Here is a 17,234-nt window from a genome sequence, read left to right on the forward strand (position 1 = left end):
CCGACAGCCCCGGGGCCCCCACGCTCAAGCTTGCGCAAGCGGGACAGTCCCGTCCAGTTAACCATCTGTCAAGGTTAACGCCGGTTTGCGACAAAGCGTTGCCGCAGCACGGCCCTTTTGTGTCTGCGCCCGTACTTATCCCCACGAATCAGTCGCTTGCCGACTCGCCTGACAGGGGAAAAGCCGCCTCTCGCCAGCGCCGGCGGGCGTCCCTATATGCATCGGCCAGACCCGCCCGGAGCCTTTCCATGGCCTATGCCGCCCGCGACGACCGACCCGCCGACAAGGCCGCGCGCTATGCCGAGCTCGAGGACGAGATTCTGGCCGTCCTGGAGGGCGAGCCCAACCGCGTCGCGCGCATGGCCACCGTCGCCTCCATGCTGGCCGACGCCTTTCCCGTCTTCTTCTGGACCGGCTTCTACCTCGTTGATCCGGACAAGGCCGACGAACTGGTGGTCGGCCCCTATCAGGGCACGCTCGGCTGCCTGCGCATCGCCTTCGGCCGCGGCGTCTGCGGCACGGCGGCCCGCGACCGCGCGACGCAGATCGTCGACGACGTCCACGCCTTCCCCGGCCACATCGCCTGCGACAGCCGCTCGGCCAGCGAGATCGTCGTGCCGGTGTTCGACGCCACCGGGGCCCTGATCGCGGTCTTCGACGTCGACGCGACCGAGACGTCCGCTTTTGACGCAACGGACGCCTATGCTCTGGAACGGTTGATGGCGAAGGTCTTCGCCTGAGCCGATGAGACTCATGAAACTCATGAGACTGTTTTTTTCGTCCGGGGCAGGCGCCAGGAGCCGCTGGAATGACTTGGGAGATCGGCATGTCGGAACGGGTGATCGCGGTCACGGGCGGCCATGGCGTGCTGGGTCGCGCCGTCGTCGAGGCGGCGCTGGCTGACGGTCTGAAGGTGGCGATCATCGACCACGCCGGCGGCCGGAGTGCACCCGAAGGCGTGCTGGAGCTGGGCGGCGTCGACCTGACCGATCCCGCCTCGGCGACGAAGGCCATCGACGCCGTCGCCGCCCATTTCGGCCGGCTCGACGCCCTGCTGAACATCGCCGGCGGCTTCGTCTGGCAGACCACGGACGACGCCGATCCGGCCTGGGCGAAGATGTTCGCCCTCAACCTGACCACCGCCCTGAACGCCAGCCGCGCCGCCCTGCCCTACCTCAAGACCTCGCCCGAGGGCCGCATCGTCAACGTCGGGGCCAACGGCGCATTGAAGGCCGCGGCCGGCATGGGCGCCTACGCCGCCTCCAAGGCCGGGGTCCACCGCCTCACCGAGGCCCTGGCCGAAGAACTCAAGGACACGTCGGTGACGGTCAACGCCGTCCTGCCCTCGATCCTCGACACCGACCAGAACCGCAAGGACATGCCCGACGCCGACCCGGCCAGATGGGTCCAGCCGTCCGACCTCGCCCGAGTCATGCTCTTCCTCGCCTCGCCCGACAGCCGCGCCGTCACCGGCGCCCTGTTGCCGGTCACGGGGCGGGTCTGATGTTCCTCACCCGCTCGGTCCTCTACCTGCCCGCCAGCAATCCGCGCGCCATCGAAAAGGCCCGCGGCCTGAACGCCGACGCGGTGATTCTCGACCTCGAGGACGCCGTCGCCCCCGACGCCAAGGCCGAAGCGCGGCGGGCCGCCGTCGAGGCCCTGACCGCCGGCGGCTTCAGAGGTCGCATCGGGGTGCGGGTCAACGGCCTCGACACCCCCTGGGGCGCCGACGATCTGGCGGTCCTCGCCGGCCGCAAGCCCGACTTCGTGGTCGCGCCCAAGATCGAGAGCCCCGGGGCCGTCCATGAGGTCGCGGCCCGCCTGCCCGCCGACGTCGATCTGTGGATCATGGTCGAGACTCCGCTCTCGGTCCTGCGGCTCGACGCCATCGCCGGCGCCGGCGCTCCGCTGGCCGCCCTGATGCTGGGGATCAATGATTTCGGCGAGCGGATGAACCTCGTCCTCGGCCCCGAGCGCGAACCGCTGAAGCCGTGGCTGGCCGCCGTCGTCGCCGCCGCGCGCGGCCACGGCCTGCTGGCCATCGACGGCGTGGTCAATGCGACCGACGACGCCGACCGCCTCCGGACCGAATGCCTGCAGGGCCGCGCCTTCGGCTTCGACGGCAAGAGCCTGATCCACCCGGCCCAGATCGACGCCGCCAACGCCGCCTTCTCCCCCTCCCCCGAAGAGGTGGCCCGGGCCCGCGAGGTCGTCGCCGCCTTCGCCGCCGCCGACGCCCAGGGCCAGGGCGCCATCCGCGTCGGCTACCGCATGGTCGAGCGCCTGCACCTCGACGCCGCCCACCGCCTGCTGGCGCGTCACGAGGCGGCCTCGACGCGGTCCGGACTCACGCCTATCTAGTGCGTCCAGAAACAGAACTCAGCGAGGGCCCTCAAGCAGCGAGCGGCCGCGCCGCGAGCGATAGGGCCCCACGTCTCATGTCCCATGCCGTCATCGCCGCCACCGGCCTGTTCACCCCGGAACAGTCGATCTCGAACGCCGAGCTGGTCGCCGCCTACAATGCGTATGCGGAACAGTTCAACATCGACCACGCCGCCGAAATCCTCGAGGGCGACGTCGCCGAACTGACCCCGTCCTCGGTGGAATTCATCGAAAAGGCCTCGGGCATCAGGAGCCGCTTCGTCCTCGACAAGGCCGGCGTGCTCGACCCCGCCCGCATGGTCCCGAACATCCCCGAACGCCCCGACGACGAACTGTCGGTCATGGCTGAGATGGCCGTCGCCGCCGCCCGTGACGCCATCGTCGCCTGGGGCAAGCCGGTCTCGGAGATCGGCGCCGTCATCTGCGCCGCCTCCAACATGCCGCGCCCCTATCCGGCCCTGTCGATCGAGGTGCAGCAGGCGCTGGGCATCGACGGCTTCGCCTTCGACATGAACGTGGCCTGCAGCTCGGCCACCTTCGGCCTCAAGACCGCCGCCGACTTCATCGCCTCGGGCTCGGTCAAGGCCGTGCTGATGATCAACCCCGAGGTCTGTTCGGCCCACCTGAATTTCCGCGACCGCGACAGCCATTTCATCTTCGGCGACGTCGCCACCGCCGTCATCATCGAGTCCTCGGATCAGGCCGGGCCCGGCGGCTGGGACATCCTCGGCGCCCGGCTGAAGACGGTGTTCTCCAACAACATCCGCAACAATTTCGGCTTCCTCAACAACGCCGCCCCCGAAGGCATCGGCAAGCCCGACAAGCTGTTCATCCAGCAGGGCCGCAAGGTCTTCAAGGACGTGGTGCCGATGGTGTCGGAGATGATCGTCGACCACGCCGCCGAGCTGGGCGTCGACCCTGCGACCCTCAAGCGGATGTGGCTGCACCAGGCCAACATCAACATGAACCAGTTCATCGGCCGCAAGGTGCTGGGCCGCGAGCCGACGCCGGAGGAGAACGTCATCATCCTCGACGACTACGCCAACACCTCCTCGGCCGGTTCGATCATCGCCTTCCACCTGCGCCAGCAGGACATGGCCCCCGGCGACGTCGGCCTGATCTGCAGCTTCGGGGCCGGCTATTCGGCCGGGACCGTCTTCGTCCGGAAGCGGGCATGAGGGTCGACCGCAGCGATATCGGCGCCGTCGTCGACGCCATGTACGCCTGCATCTCCGGCCCCGCCGGGCCGCGCGACTGGGCGACCCAGCGCGAGATCTTCCACCCCGACAGCCGCCAGGCCCGCACCGGCCTCGACACCGCCGGCCGCCCGACCCTGATCGTCATGGGCCGCGAGGCATACCAGGCCAACGTCACGCCCTTCTTCGAGGCCAACGGCTTCTTCGAGGTCGAGATCAGCCGCCGCATCGACGTGTTCGGCAACATGGCCCACGTCTGGTCGATCTACGAAGCCCGCACCGCCCCCGACGACGTCGAGCCCGAGCGCCGCGGCATCAACTCCATCCAGCTGTGCCGCGGCCCCGACGGCCTGTGGTCGATCCTGCACATGATCTGGGACAACGAGCGCCCCGGCCTCACCGTGCCGGCGTAGGCGTCCCGCCCGACGGCGGATGCGCCGCCTTCCACTCCATGGCCTTGCGGATGCGGTTCTCCACCGAGGGGTGGTCGTAGAACAGGAATTCCTCGATCGCCGGGGGCGACGGCGCGCGATACTCCGCCGTCTTGATCAGCGCCCTGGACAGCCCGTCCGGCTCATTGGCGTGAACCATGGAGAAATGATCGGCGTCCGCCTCGATGGTCCGGATCAGGGTCGCCATCACCGGCGTCGCCAGCAGGCCGATCACCGCTCCGATCGCCGCCAGAACCGGCAGCCCGGCCGGATCGGAGATGTCGCCCACCCGGTTCGCGCCCAGCAACCGCTTCGCCATCGGGAACAGCCGGTCGATGAGCCAGAAGGCGACGGCGGTGAGGAGGATCAGCACGCCCGTGATCCACAGCGAATGCATGTGGACGTAATGCCCCATCTCGTGGCCCACCACGCCGCGCACCTCGGCGATGTCGGCGCCCTTGGCGAACATCACATCGCTCATCGCCACCCGCGCCGAGCCGAACAGGCCCGAGACATTGGCCGTGTAGCGATCCGACTGTTTCGAGCCGTCGTAGATGTAGATCTTGTCGTCGGGCGTGCCCGTGGCGTGGGCCAGCTCGACCACCGCGTCGCGGACCGGTCCGTCCGGCGCCGGCGTATAGGTGTTGAAGATCGGCTCGATCAGGATCGGCGAGACGATCAGCATGAAGACCACCGCCAGGGCCGTCAGCCCCGCGCCCCAGGCCCACCACAGCCGCCGCGCATGGCGGATGATGAAATACAGGCCGACGATCAGCAGCCCCGTGAACACCACCGAGATCGCCGTCCCGATCAGCGCCTCGGTCAGCCAGCCCGTCAGCGGCTGACTGGTCAGCCCGTACTGTGTCTCGCGCCACCAGCTTTCATAGATGGACCACGGCAGGGTCAGGATGAAGCTCATCAGCAGATACGTCACGCCGACCAGCAGCGAGACCAGCTTGGGCCGCTTGCGCCGCCGCTCCAGCCGGTTGCGGATGCCGCTCAGCACCCCGGTGCGGATGATGATCCAGGCCACGACGATCGAGACGATCGCGCCCCACAGCAGCAGCCAGTGACCGCCGCGCGTATAGGCCACCGCCCGTTCCAGATCGTCCGACGAAAGGGTCGCCAGCCAGCGCGCGGTCTCGGCCGCGGGATCGATGCTCATGACGGTGTCCTCCCTGACGACGGAAGATGACGCCGCATGGCGAAGCTTGTCAGCTTAAATCGCCGTCATGCGACCCGCATCAGCCAACCGCGATAGCGCACAAGCCGCCCGATCAGCGGCGCGGAAATCTCGACGTCGAAGACGAACCGCCCCTCCTCGTCGACTTCCTCGTGCGCCCGGGTCGCCGGGGCCAGGGCGCGCGGCAGGGGGATCGGCCCCAGCCGCCATCCCTCGACCCGGTAGACCAGCCGACCGCCTTCGGGGGTCAGCGTCAGGTCCATGCGCAGCGGCCCGAACCGCTCGCTCATCCGGCCGCCCGGCCGCGGATGCGACAGCACGCTGGCGAAGCCGTGGCCGCCGATCCGCCGCCGCCAGACGGAGCGTTCGCCGTCGGCCTCGATCGCCACCTCGGCCGCACAGGCCGCCTGCGCCTTCGGAAAGCCCACGATGCGGGCGGCCAGCGCGGCCAACGGTCCCGACGCCCCCTCGGTCGCCGCCTCTCCCCGCCACAGCGACCGCCCCGGCGCCTCATGCAGCGCGCGGATCGGCGCCGGCAGGGCGTCGAACGCCGGCCCGATGGCGCGCGCGTAGATCGCCCCTCGCTGGTCCACGGTCTCCGTCGCCAGCCCGTACGGCGCCATTTCGGCGACGATGTCCTCCAGCGACAGCACGCCGACGCAGGCCCGCGCGCCGGGCGCAACACGTCCCGCCGCGATCGCCTTGATCGCCGCCAGAGCGGGCAGGCCGGGCGTCGCCGGTCCCTCGCCCGGCTCGGCGACCAGCCGCCAGACCGTCCGCGCCGCCCGGCCCTGGCCGTCGACGCCATAGGCCTCGACCCGCATGGCTCCCCGGTCCGAGCCGAAGACCGACATCCATCCCGACATGGCGACCAGCGCCTTGGCCAGCGGAACCGGATCGAACCGGAAGCCGCGCACCAGCAGGCCGAGGGCCCACGCGCCAATGTGGGCGGGCCACGGCTCGAGCCCGGCGAGGAACCACGCCCGTTCGCCGGGCCGAAACCGCTCCGCCAGCAGATCGAGGTCCGGCGTCTCGCACAGCGACACCCGCCGCCGGCCCGCCGCGCCGAAGTCGCGCCGATGCAGGCCGCTCCAACCCGCCCGCGTCGTCCAGATTCCGCCCTCGAACACCCTCACCGGCCGCCCCAGCCAGGACAGGATCGCCCGCATCACCGACAGCCCGCGCGGCGCCCGCGCGCCCGGCGAGATCGCCGCCTCCACGGAGACGACCTCGCGCCACCCCTCCGTCAGCCGGTCCAGCACGGCGTTGGACAGCGCCGGCGTCGAACTGCAGCCGGTCAGGGCGACCACCCCCGCGGCCTCCGCCGCCGCGTCGAGCGCCGGAAACGCCGCCACGAAATCCCGCCCGTCGGCCAGGTCGACATAGGACATCCCCGCCGAAATCGCCGCCCGCGCGGTCCCCGGCTCGGCGCCCTGGAACGGTCCCGCCGCATCCGCGACGATCGCCGCGCCTGTAGCCGCCAGATCGCCCGCCGTCAGGGTGGCCGTGTCCATCACCGCCGCCTCGACCCACCCGTCGGGAAACGCCGCCCGCAGCCGCGCCGCCGCGCCCTCGGCCCGGGCGGGATCCCGGCCGGCGACCACCACCTCGAACCCGTTTCGCAGCAGGCCCTCGCACAGGCGCGAGCCGAACACCCCGCCCGCCCCGACCACCAGCACCCGCGTCATGCGACGAAGCGCGCCCGGTCTTCGGGCGACGGGACCATGCAGGTCTCGGTCCGGCCGAAGATGGCGTACCGGTTCCGCGCGATCAGATCATAGGCCGGGTCCCGCACCCACCGGGGTGCCGCCTTCAGACCCGCCAGCGCGCGCGTGCCCGACAGCTGGCCCAAGACAGTCAACGCCGCGTCCGACTTGAAGAAGATGCGCCCGCCCCAAACGACGGCGTTGGTCTGCGGCGCCTCCGGATCGATCCCGTACCGCGCCGCCAGCTTCCGCCCGGTTTCGGACTGGATGGCGACGAAACGGAAACGCCGCCCGGGGTCATGTGCGATCACGAACCGCACCCAGCGCGAGCAGAAGACGCACACGCCGTCGAACAGGATCAGGCCGTCGGCTTCATCCGGGGCGGGCTGCGGCGACCAGCGGTTCATGCGGGCACACTGCGGCGCTTGCCGGGGCCGCACAAGGCGGCGTTACGCCGCCGCCACCGCCTCGATCTCGACCAGCCAGGCCTCGTCGAAGATGCCCGTCACGATCACCGTCAGCGCCGTCTGCCGTCCGCCCAGCCGGCGGATGCGGACCTCGCGGTTCTCCAGCGCATGCGCCCGGTCCGACAGGAAGGTCGTGACCTTGACCAGGTTGTCCAGCGTCATGCCGGCGGCCTTCAGCTGGGTCTCGACATTGTCCCAGACCTGCTCGCACTGGCCCGTGAAGTCGGGCGCCAGCGAGCCGTCGGGCGCGACCGGAATCTGGCCGGACAGATACAGCCAGCGGGTCGCCCCGGAGACCTCCGCCGCCTGGGCGTAGGCGCCTTCCGCCGGCGGGGAGCCGTCTCCGGTCAGCGGGCGGATGATAGCGGCCACCGGCGTCTCCGTCCTATTGCCGCGCGGCGTCCGAGCGGGCGCGGACGACGGCGAATTCCGACGTCGGCTTCCAGCCCGGCCAGTCGCCGCTGTTCGCGAGGTCCAGGCCCAGATGATACAGCAGGGTCAGGTTCTCGACCGCCGAGGTCAGGTCCCAGTCCGCCGACCATTCGTCCGAGGCCTTGTGATAGTCGGCCGCGAATTTGGCGCGCCACGCGGCCTCGCCCGCCGCCCGGCCGCCGTCGACCCAGTCCCAGCCGTGCCACGGCATGATCGCCGGCACGCCCATGCGGGCGAACGGGAAGTGGTCGGAGCGGTAGTAGAACCCCTCCTCCGGCATGCCGTCGTCGGAGACATAGCGGCCCAGGGGTTCGGCCAGGGCCTGCAGCCGGTCTTCCAGCTCGTTCTGGCCCCGGCCGAAGATCGGCACGTCGCGGGTCGGACCCGAAAGCGGCAGCATGTCGATGTTGATGTCGGCGACCGTCGTCTCCAGCGGCCAGACCGGATTGGCCGCATAGCCATAGGCGCCCATCAGGCCCATCTCCTCGGCCGCCATGTGGGCGAAGACGATCGAACGCTTCGGCGCCGGCGCGGCCTTGATCTGACGCGCCATCTCCAGCACGCCGATGGTGCCCGAGGCGTTGTCCCAGGCTCCGTTCCAGATGTTGTCGCCGGTCACGGTCGGGTGTTGCTCCGCGCCGCCGACATGGTCCCAGTGGGCCGAGTAGATGATGGTTTCTTCGGGATGCTCGGTCCCCGGAATCCGGGCCAGCAGATTGTGGGTGACCAGGGTCTCGATGGTTTCGGCGACTTCGACCGACAGGGTGACGCCCGGCAGGGCCACGGCTTTGAACGAGCCGTCCGCGATGTTCGGCAGCTGGCTGATGTCCAGACCGGCGGCGGCGGCCCAGGCGGCGGCGGTGTCGTGCGGCATGGCGCCCGAGAACTCCAGATCGGCCGCGCCGGGCGTCAGGGTGCGGGTGCGAGCCGCGCCGCGCAGGGCGCCCTGCCACATCGGCGAAGCCGCGGGCTGGGCCACCAGGGTGATGATCCCGACCGCGCCGCGGCGGAAGGCCTCGTCGGCCTTGTAGGCGCCCGACTGGTAGTTGGTGGCGTATTCGCCGTTGAAGCGTTCTCCGTCCGGCTCGCCGCCGACCACGACGACGACCTTGCCGCGCACGTCGGCGTCGCCATAGTCGTCCCACTGGCGCTCGGGGGCATGGATGCCGTGGCCGACGAAGACCACGCCCGCGTCCCGGATCGAGGCGCGGCCGTCATTGGTCGCGGCGCGCACGACGATGTCGGTTCCCGGCGTCAGGGCATGAACCTGGCCGTCCGGCCCTGTCCAGCTGGCGGTCGCGCCGGCGACGGGGGTGTAGCGCTTCAGCTCGACGGGTTGCAGCCACTGGCCGTCGGGGCCGCCGGGCTGCATGCCCATGGCCTCGTACTGGGCCTGAAGCCAGGCCAGCACCATCCGCTCGCCCTCGGTGCCGGGATAGCGGCCCTGGTATTCGTCGGCGCTGATGGTGCGGATATTGTCGCTGATCCGGGCGGCCGAGAACTCCTGGGCCGAGGCCATGCCGGCGGCCAGAAGCACGGCGGCGACGGCGACGCCGCCCATCATCTTGCGAAACATTTGGCGGACTCCATCCCCGGACCTGATGGCGCGCACTCTAGGGAGCCGTCCGGACGGCGTCCCTTAAGTTTTCGTCATGTCGAGGGTCGCTTCTCCCTCCCCTTTCATGGGGAGGGATGTCGGCGCGAAGCGACGACAGGGTGGGGTATGGCTGGACTGTTCCTCACCCGGTCGCTGCGCGACCACCCTCCCCACTTCGGGGGAGGGAGAACCCGGCTTCCTACCGCCGCTGGTTCGCGCTCGGCGCGCGCGCCGGGCCGAATTCCGAGCCCGGCATCCATTCCGGCCAGTCGCGGCTGTTGGCCAGATCGCGGCCGATGTTGAAGATCAGCTCCAGATCCTCGACCTGGCCACGCAGGTCCCAGTCGGGCGACCATTCGTCGTCGGCCTGGTGATAGCGCTTGGCGCTGTATTCGGAGCGGGCGGCCTCGCGGGCGGCGATCGGTTCGTCACGGAAGGCGCCGCCGCCGTCGACATAGGCCATCGGCACCCCGCGCTTGGCCAGGGGGAAGTGGTCCGAACGGAAATAGCTGCCCGAGGCGGGGTTGCTGTCCGGCCTTGCGGTGCGGCCCTGACGCGTCGCCTCGGCGGTGACGCGGGCGTCCAGGTTTGACTGGCCCGAGCCGATGATGTCCACGTCGGCGACCCGACCGTAGACGTTCATGGCGTCGATGTTGAAGCCCGCCACCGTCGTGGCCAGCGGATACACCGGATTGGCGGCGTAGAATTCCGAGCCCAGCAGGCCGCTCTCTTCCGCGGTGAAGCTGATCATCACGATCGACCGCTCGGGACGCGGACCGGCGGCCCAGAGGCGCGCCAGCTCCAGCAGGCCCGAGGTGCCCGTCGCATTGTCCACGGCGCCGTTGAAGATGCGGTCGCCGTTGGCGTCCGGCTCGCCGACGCCGATGTGGTCCCAATGACCGGTGTACAGGATGGTCTCGTCCGGATGGGTCGTGCCCGGCAGACGGGCGATGACGTTGCGGGTGGTGACCCGGCTGGTCGCCACGTCGAACATGGCGCTGAAGGTCGCGCCGGCCAGCTCGACCGGGCGGAAATCACGGCCCCGGGCGGCGGTCTTGAGAGCCTCGAAATCCTGACCCGCGCGGCGGAACAGGTCGACGGCGACGTCGCGCTGCATCCAGGCTTCCATCGGCACGCGTTCGGCGGCGGCGTTGGCGCGGACGATGTCGAACTGCGGGCCCGACCAGCTGTTCTGCACCGTGGCCCAGCCGTAGGAGGCCGGGGCCGTCTCGTGCACGATGATGACGCCGGCGGCGCCCTGACGGGCCGCCTCCTCATACTTGTAGGTCCAGCGGCCGTAGTAGGTCATGGCCCGGCCGTTGAAGGTGTCCAGCGCCGGCTCCTCGAAGTCGGCGTCGTTGACCAGAACGACGATGACCTTGCCGCGCACGTCGACGCCCTTGAAGTCGTCCCAGTTCCGCTCGGGCGCCTTGATGCCGTAGCCGACGAAGACCAGCGGCTTGTCCATCAGCATGACGTGGTCGCCCGGCAGGCGGGTCGAGATGGTGATCTGCTGGCCCTGGGTCAGGGGAATGGTCTCGCCGCCGGCCTTCAGGTTGACGCCCTGGAAATTCGAGGCCGTGAAGCGGTTCAGCGCCACGTCCTGGGTCCACGATCCATTGGCGCCGCCGGGCTGGAAGCCGGCCGCCGCATACTGTTCGCTCAGATAACGGACGGTCATGTCCTCGGCCGGCGTGGCGATGCCGCGGCCCTGGTATTCGTCGCTGGCGAGGACGCGCACATGCTCGGACAGCCGGGCCGTGTCGAAGGTCGCGGCGGGCGGGGCGGCGGCGCCTCCCTCCATGGTCGCGCAGGCGGACAACAGGGCGCCGGCGGCGAGCACGGCGGCGGTCGGGAACAGACGCATGGACGGATACACCCTCGGTCGATGACAGGACGGGGCGGACCCTAGGGCGCCGTCCGAGGGCTGTCGATGCGGCCGCCCCCCGCCGGCGCCGGAGCGGGTCCTGGCGCATGAAAAACCCGCCGGAGCGCGAGGCTCCGGCGGGTCCTTCCGGTGTCGGTGTCGGCGGGCCCTAGTGGGCGACGCCCTTCCAGATCCGGCGGTAGCTCACATAGGTGATCCCGGCGAACAGGAAGAGGAAGATCATCACGCCCAGGCCGGTCTGCTTGCGCTGGACCTGTTTGGGATCCGAGGCCCAGGCGATGTAGGCGGACACGTCCCTGGCCATCTGGTCGACCGAGGCGGCGGTGCCGTCGTCATAGGTCACCTGACCGTCCATCAGCGGGTTCGGCATGGCGATGAAGCCGCCCGGCGGCACATGGGCGCCCTCGGGCATGAACGGCGTCAGGTCGCCGGCCATATAGGCGTTGTAGTACTGGCCCGGCCGGATCTGCAGCCCTGCCGGAACCGCCTCGTAGCCGGTCAGCAGCGAATAGATGTAGTTCGCCCCGCCGTGACGGGCCTTGGCCATCACCGACAGATCGGGCGGCGCCGCCCCGCCGTTCGCGGCGGCCGCGGCCGTGGCGTTCGGATAGGGGCTGGGGAAGCGGTCGGCGGCGGTGCCGTCGCGCATCACCGGCTCGCCGGTTTCCGTGTCGATGTCCGCGATCTGGACTTCCTTGGCCAGCGCCTTGACGAAGCGGTTCTCGGCCGGATTGGCCTGATGCGCGTCGAAGAAGGGCCCGCCCGGTTCGGCCAGGGTGCGGAAATGCATCAGGTTCATGCTGTGGCAGGAGGAGCAGACCTCGCGGTAGACCTTGTAGCCCCGCTGCAGCTGGCCCTGATGGAAGGCGCCGAACGGCCCGTCGAAGCTGAAGCCGCCGTCGCGCAGCTTATGGGCGGCGCCCGCGGCCTGCGCCGGTTGGGCGGCGAACGCCAGGCCGGCGGCGGCCGCGATCAGGACCAGGGTCTTCTTCATGGCGCGGATATTCGTCTGGAGGGTCATGGTCGCGTTCAGCCCTTCGTCTCGGGCGAGGCCGGGGCCGCCGCCGTCATGGCGTCGCCGCCCGACAGCACCGGTTCCGAGATCGTCGCCGGAATGGATTTCGGCGTCTCGCGCAGGCCGACCAGCGGCATGATGATCAGGAAGAAGGCGAAGTAGTAGAGCGTCGCCAGGCGGGTCAGCCACAGATAGCTGTTCAGGTCGCCGTCGATCAGGATGAAGGTCTTGAAGGTCCCGATCACCGGCGCGTCCGGCAGCTGCGCCCCGCACCAGCCCAGGATCAGGCCGACCAGAACGAAGATGACGAAGAAGGTCCGCATCGTCGGGCGGTAGCGCATCGAGCGCACCTTGGACGTATCCAGCCACGGCAGGACGAACAGCACGCCGATGGCGCCGAACATGGCGACCACGCCGCCGAACTTGTCCGGCACGGCCCTCAGGATGGCGTAGAACGGCAGCATGTACCACTCGGGCACGATGTGCGCCGGCGTCACCAGCGGGTTGGCCGGAATGTAGTTGTCGGCGTGGCCCAGGGCGTTCGGCATGAAGAAGACGAACACGGCGAACAGGATCAGGAACAGGATGATGGCGAAGCCGTCCTTGACCGTGAAGTACGGATGGAACGGCACCGTGTCCTTGGCCTGCCGGTCCTTCGGAATCAGGATGCCGACGGGGTTGTTCTGACCGGCGTGGTGCAGGGCCCACAGGTGCAGCACCACGCAGCCGGCGATGACGAACGGCAGCAGATAGTGCAGCGAGAAGAAGCGGTTCAGGGTGGCGTTGTCGATCGCCGGGCCGCCGCGCAGCCAGATCAGGACCGGCTCGCCGACGACCGGGATGGCCCCGATCAGATTGGTGATCACCTCGGCGCCCCAGTAGGACATCTGGCCCCAGGGCAGGACATAGCCGAGGAAGGCGGTGGCGATCATCAGGAAGAAGATCAGGCAGCCGACGATCCAGATCATCTCGCGCGGCGCCTTGTACGAGCCGTAGTACAGGCCGCGCAGCATGTGCAGATAGACCGCGATGAAGAACATCGAGGCCCCGTTGGCGTGGGTGTAGCGGATCAGGTCGCCGCCGTTGACGTCACGCATGATGCGCTCGACCGAGGCGAAGGCCATTTCGGTGTTGGGCACATAGTGCATGGCCAGGATCACGCCGGTGGCGATCTGGATGACCAGGCACAGGGCCAGGATGCCGCCGAAGGTCCACCAGTAGTTGAGGTTCTTCGGGGTCGGCAGCGACATGTAGTCGGCGCCGAAGCGGACGATCGGCAGCCGGGTGTCGAGCCATTTCTCGACGCCGGTCTTGGGGACGTAGGTGGATTCGTGATCGCTCATCGGTCTCGCCCTCAGCCGATCTTGATGCGGGTGTCGGAGACGTAATCGTACTCCGGCACGACGAGGTTCTTGGGCGCGGGACCCTTACGGATGCGGCCCGAGGTGTCGTAGTGCGAGCCGTGGCAGGGGCAGAACCAGCCGCCGAAATCGCCCGAACCGAAGGTGGGGATGCAGCCCAGGTGGGTGCAGTTGCCCAGCAGGACCAGATATTGCTGGTGACCGGCCTTGATGCGGTCGCCGTCGGTCTGCGGGTCCTTCAGGGCCGACAGCGGCGTCGCCACGGCCTCCTGGATTTCCCGGGGCGTGCGGTAGCGCACGAACACCGGCTTGCCCTGCCACTTGATGACGACCTGCTGGCCCTCCTGGACCTTGCTCATGTCGAACTCGATCGACGCCAGCGCCAGGGTGTCGGCGGCGGGGTTCATCGAATTGATCAGCGGCCAGGCCAGCATGGCTCCGGCGCCGACGGCGGCCGCGCCGGCCGCGATATGGATGAAGTCCCGGCGGGAGGCGTCGCCGCCCTCACCGTTCTCAGTCACGACCGATTCGGCCACGTCTTACTCCTCGTGCGCCGTGATCCGCGCCCGAAAGAGGGTGCGGCGGGAAACGGCATGGATGCTTTTAGCGGCTTCCCTTCGGTCTGACCCGGCCCGGCGTTGCGGCTCATCGCCGCAAACTGCGCCGCTTCATTGAGAAACAGTCGCAATTCGAGCCGCGACAGACCCCCAGGCCGCGCGTATGAGGGCCTTAGAATGCGTCTCGCCCTTTTTCAACCAGCCATTCCGCAGAACGTGGGCGCCTGCATCCGCCTGGGCGCCTGTTTCGGCGTGGAACTGCATGTGATCGAGCCGACCGGCTTCCGGTTCGATGACCGGGCCATGAAGCGCGCGGCGCTGGACTACGGCCCCCTGGGACACATGATCCGGCACGCCGACTGGGACGCCTTCCAGCGCGATCGCGGGGCGGGACGGCTGGTTCTGTTCACGACGAAGGGCGCCACGCCCCTGAACGATTTCGTCTTCCAGCCGGACGACACCCTGCTGTTCGGCAGCGAACCCACGGGCGCCCCCGACTTCGTGCATGAGGCGGCCGACGCGCGGGTGGTTATCCCCATCCAGCCGGATGCGCGCTCGCTGAACCTGTCGGTTTCGGCCGGGATCGCCTTGTGGGAGGCCCTTAGCGCCCGTCGGTGATCAGCAGCACGGTGGCCAGCCCCGTGCGCCGATCCAGCCAGAAATAGCTGCCGTCCTCGAAATCGCCATCGAACCAGTCGCTCCACGTCATCCACGAGTGATAGCTCAGCGCTTCCGACCGCCGCCCGCCGAACGCCGCCTCGGCGAGGCCCTCGACCAGTTCGATCACATGAGGGTCCTTGAAGCCGCCTCCTCGATAGACGCCGCCGTGGCTGAGACGGCTGGCCAGCCTACCCAGAGAACGCCAGCCGTCGATCAGTTCGAACCCGAGACGGGGCCCCATCCGCTCGAGATAGCTGTTCGCCGCGGCCGCCTCCTCGCTCCAGCTTACTTCGCCGAGAGCGGGCAGGGCCTCCCGAACCACCGCGTGCCGGAAGAACTCCGCGAAGAACCGGATGTCATGCAGACGGTTGCGCGTCAGGAAGAAGACCAGCGCCGGATCGAGATCGAGGTAGAACTGCGCCGCCATGGCGCGACCGTTGGGCCAGTCCTCGCCGATTTCCTCCGCCAGCCGGGCGATGCGACCGTCGAGTGCAAGGGGCTCGATCCGGGACCGGGCCAGGGCGCCGGCGAGGGCGTCGTCGCCGGGCATCGATTCGTCCCAGTCGGTGCGGCGGTAGTCGCGTTCCGGGCGGGCTGCCGACACTATTCCGGCGCTCCGGCGGCCGGGATGACCGCCAGGTTGGGCCGCTCTCCCTTCCGGCTCTCCGCCACCGCCTCGACCGCGCTCATGACTCGCAGCACATTCTCGCCCGCCAGCTTGCGGATGTCGGCCTCGCTCCAGCCCTCGGCCATCAGGGCGGCCAGCAGGCGGGGATAGGCGTCCACCCCCTCCAGCCCGACCGGCAGGGCGTCGACGCCGTCGAAGTCGCCGCCGAGGCCGACATGATCGATCCCGGCCACGTCGCGGACGTGCTGGATGTGGGCGACCACGTCGGCGATGGTCGCCGTCGGGATCGGATGCGCCGCCTGCCAGGCCGTCAGTCCGGTCGTAACCGCCGCCGGATCGCCGGGGTTCAGCGACTTCAACCGCGCGTCCTCCGCCGCCCGCGCCGCGTTCCAGGCTCGCACCGTCTCCGAGACGAAGCCGGGCACGAAGGTGACCATCACCACCCCGCCGTCCTCGGCCATCAGCCGCAGCACGCTGTCGGGCACGTTGCGCGGATGCGCCGTCACGGCTCGGGCCGAGGAGTGGGAGAAGATCACCGGCGCGTCCGACACCCGCATGGCGTCCAGCATCGTCTCCTCGGAGACGTGGCTCAGATCGACCATCATCCCCAGCCGGTTCATCTCCTTCACCACCTGCTCGCCGAACGGCGACAACCCGCCCCATTTCGGCGCGTCGGTGGCGCTGTCGGCCCACGTCGTGGTGCGCGAATGGGTCAGGGTGATGTAGCGGGCCCCGGCGTCGAAGAACTCGCGCAGCAGGCCCAGGGAATCGTCGATCGAATAGCCGCCCTCCATGCCGATCAGCGAGGCGATCTTCCCGCGGCGATGGATGCGCTCGACGTCGGCGGCGGTGGTCGCCAGTTCGAAGGCGCCGGGATGGGCCGCGACGATCCGCTTGACGGTGTCGATCTGTTCGAAGGTCTCGCGCGCCGCCTCGGTCGGCGTCAGGGTCGCCGGCACATAGACCGACCAGAACTGTCCCCCGACGCCGCCGGCGCGCAGGCGCGGGATGTCGGTATGCAGGTCGGTCGAGGCGTCCAGATTGGCGCTCAGATCGACGGCGTAGGGGTCGTTCCCGTGCCCCTGCCGCAACGCCCAGGGCAGGTCGTTATGCCCGTCGATCAGCGGCGTCCGCTCGAGCAGCCGCCGCACCCTCGCCTCTCCCGCCGCGTCCGGCGTCTGGGCCAGAACCGGTCCCGCGATCAGGACGGCGGCGACCGTGGACAGAAGGACAGTGCGGATCATGGCAGGCTCCCGGAACAGCGACGCCGGACAGTGCCAGACGCGACGGGCTTGGCAAGCGCCCGCGCCTTCCCCCCATCGGGGCGTCAATAAATCCGTCCATCCCCGCGGAGGCGGGGACCGCCCCTCCAACCGTGCATCCCCGCGAAGGCGGGGACCCAGGTTTGAGCTGCAACGAGACGGGCGGAGGTAACCGGCGCCCGGTCCGACACCGGCGGCGGGGCCAAGACCTCGGTCCCCGCCTCCGCGGGGATGCACGGTGATGGGGTGCGCGAAGGCGTGACGCTGCTCGCCGGATATATAGTCGGGTTGGCGGGAAAATATCTCGCCTCTTCAACACCTTCCGCTTTTCTCAAACTCTATTGTCAGCACGGGGGCCCCGCGGCCTTATGCTTTTGCCATCCCGTCGCGGGGGAGGGCGTCTGGCGCCAGGGCCAACCACGTGCGGCGGGGTGTGATCGTTGCGGGACGTCGCGCGTCGCCTTTTCGG

General features: G+C 69.5%; 17 protein-coding genes. 6 read left to right on the forward strand and 11 right to left on the reverse strand.

All coding sequences use genetic code 11. The annotated features are described in order from the left end of the window. Positions 1-248 precede the first annotated feature (248 nt). The 5 genes from ASD59_RS10570 (at position 249) to ASD59_RS10590 (ending at position 3,991) form a co-directional block, all read left to right on the forward strand. Positions 249-740, forward strand: coding sequence for a GAF domain-containing protein (locus tag ASD59_RS10570; RefSeq protein WP_055831586.1), 492 nt, complete (start codon positions 249-251; stop codon positions 738-740). Between the two features lie 86 nt (positions 741-826). Beyond that, complete coding sequence (locus tag ASD59_RS10575) at positions 827-1,504, forward strand: SDR family NAD(P)-dependent oxidoreductase (RefSeq protein ID WP_055831616.1); 678 nt, start codon at positions 827-829, stop codon at positions 1,502-1,504. Next, positions 1,504-2,361: an HpcH/HpaI aldolase/citrate lyase family protein gene (locus ASD59_RS10580; RefSeq protein WP_055831587.1), complete on the forward strand. Its 858-nt coding sequence runs from the start codon at positions 1,504-1,506 to the stop codon at positions 2,359-2,361. Before ASD59_RS10575 ends, ASD59_RS10580 begins: the two co-directional genes overlap by 1 nt. A gap of 77 nt (positions 2,362-2,438) precedes the next feature. Next, the gene (locus tag ASD59_RS10585) at positions 2,439-3,560 is read left to right on the forward strand and encodes a beta-ketoacyl-ACP synthase III (RefSeq protein ID WP_055831588.1); all 1,122 of its coding nucleotides are present in this window, start codon (positions 2,439-2,441) and stop codon (positions 3,558-3,560) included. After that, the gene (locus tag ASD59_RS10590) at positions 3,557-3,991 is read left to right on the forward strand and encodes a hypothetical protein (protein WP_055831589.1); all 435 of its coding nucleotides are present in this window, start codon (positions 3,557-3,559) and stop codon (positions 3,989-3,991) included. The genes ASD59_RS10585 and ASD59_RS10590 overlap by 4 nt, the downstream gene beginning before the upstream one ends. On the opposite strand, the gene ASD59_RS10595 is transcribed toward ASD59_RS10590, so the two are convergent. From ASD59_RS10595 to petA, 9 genes are all read right to left on the reverse strand, one after another. After that, positions 3,975-5,174 (reverse strand): M48 family metallopeptidase, encoded by a 1,200-nt coding sequence (locus ASD59_RS10595; protein ID WP_055831590.1) that lies wholly within the window; start codon positions 5,172-5,174, stop codon positions 3,975-3,977. The two genes, ASD59_RS10590 and ASD59_RS10595, sit on opposite strands and share 17 nt — an antisense overlap. Positions 5,175-5,239: 65 nt before the next feature. Further along, complete coding sequence (locus ASD59_RS10600) at positions 5,240-6,880, reverse strand: SDR family oxidoreductase (RefSeq protein WP_055831591.1); 1,641 nt, start codon at positions 6,878-6,880, stop codon at positions 5,240-5,242. After that, positions 6,877-7,305, reverse strand: a complete 429-nt coding sequence (locus ASD59_RS10605; RefSeq protein WP_055831592.1) for a thiol-disulfide oxidoreductase DCC family protein — start codon at positions 7,303-7,305, stop codon at positions 6,877-6,879. Before ASD59_RS10605 ends, ASD59_RS10600 begins: the two co-directional genes overlap by 4 nt. A gap of 42 nt (positions 7,306-7,347) precedes the next feature. Further along, positions 7,348-7,737 (reverse strand): RidA family protein, encoded by a 390-nt coding sequence (locus ASD59_RS10610; RefSeq protein ID WP_235561803.1) that lies wholly within the window; start codon positions 7,735-7,737, stop codon positions 7,348-7,350. Positions 7,738-7,750: 13 nt separating this feature from the next. Further along, positions 7,751-9,373, reverse strand: a complete 1,623-nt coding sequence (locus ASD59_RS10615; protein ID WP_055831593.1) for a M28 family peptidase — start codon at positions 9,371-9,373, stop codon at positions 7,751-7,753. Positions 9,374-9,593: 220 nt separating this feature from the next. Continuing rightward, complete coding sequence (locus ASD59_RS10620) at positions 9,594-11,261, reverse strand: M28 family metallopeptidase (RefSeq protein ID WP_055831594.1); 1,668 nt, start codon at positions 11,259-11,261, stop codon at positions 9,594-9,596. A gap of 169 nt (positions 11,262-11,430) precedes the next feature. Next, positions 11,431-12,303 carry a cytochrome c1 gene (locus ASD59_RS10625; protein WP_235561804.1) on the reverse strand — a complete coding sequence of 291 codons (873 nt, stop codon included), beginning with the start codon at positions 12,301-12,303 and terminating at the stop codon, positions 11,431-11,433. A gap of 8 nt (positions 12,304-12,311) precedes the next feature. Then, entirely contained in the window at positions 12,312-13,640 is a 1,329-nt protein-coding gene (locus ASD59_RS10630; RefSeq protein WP_055831595.1) for a cytochrome b, read from the reverse strand. Between the two features lie 11 nt (positions 13,641-13,651). Continuing rightward, positions 13,652-14,194 carry a ubiquinol-cytochrome c reductase iron-sulfur subunit gene (gene petA / locus ASD59_RS10635; RefSeq protein WP_055831596.1) on the reverse strand — a complete coding sequence of 181 codons (543 nt, stop codon included), beginning with the start codon at positions 14,192-14,194 and terminating at the stop codon, positions 13,652-13,654. Positions 14,195-14,392: 198 nt separating this feature from the next. Here petA and ASD59_RS10640 point away from each other — a divergent pair, with 198 nt between their 5' ends. Next, positions 14,393-14,833 (forward strand): tRNA (cytidine(34)-2'-O)-methyltransferase, encoded by a 441-nt coding sequence (locus tag ASD59_RS10640; RefSeq protein ID WP_055831597.1) that lies wholly within the window; start codon positions 14,393-14,395, stop codon positions 14,831-14,833. Here ASD59_RS10640 and ASD59_RS10645 read toward each other — a convergent pair. Then, complete coding sequence (locus ASD59_RS10645; protein ID WP_055831598.1) at positions 14,817-15,479, reverse strand: hypothetical protein; 663 nt, start codon at positions 15,477-15,479, stop codon at positions 14,817-14,819. The two genes, ASD59_RS10640 and ASD59_RS10645, sit on opposite strands and share 17 nt — an antisense overlap. Continuing rightward, on the reverse strand, positions 15,479-16,747 hold the full coding sequence (locus ASD59_RS10650; RefSeq protein WP_055831599.1) for a dipeptidase: 1,269 nt from the start codon (positions 16,745-16,747) through the stop codon (positions 15,479-15,481). Before ASD59_RS10650 ends, ASD59_RS10645 begins: the two co-directional genes overlap by 1 nt. Between the last annotated feature and the right edge of the window lie 487 nt (positions 16,748-17,234).

Source organism: Brevundimonas sp. Root608 (genome assembly GCF_001427825.1).
In the GTDB taxonomy this organism is placed as follows: Bacteria; Pseudomonadota; Alphaproteobacteria; order Caulobacterales; family Caulobacteraceae; genus Brevundimonas.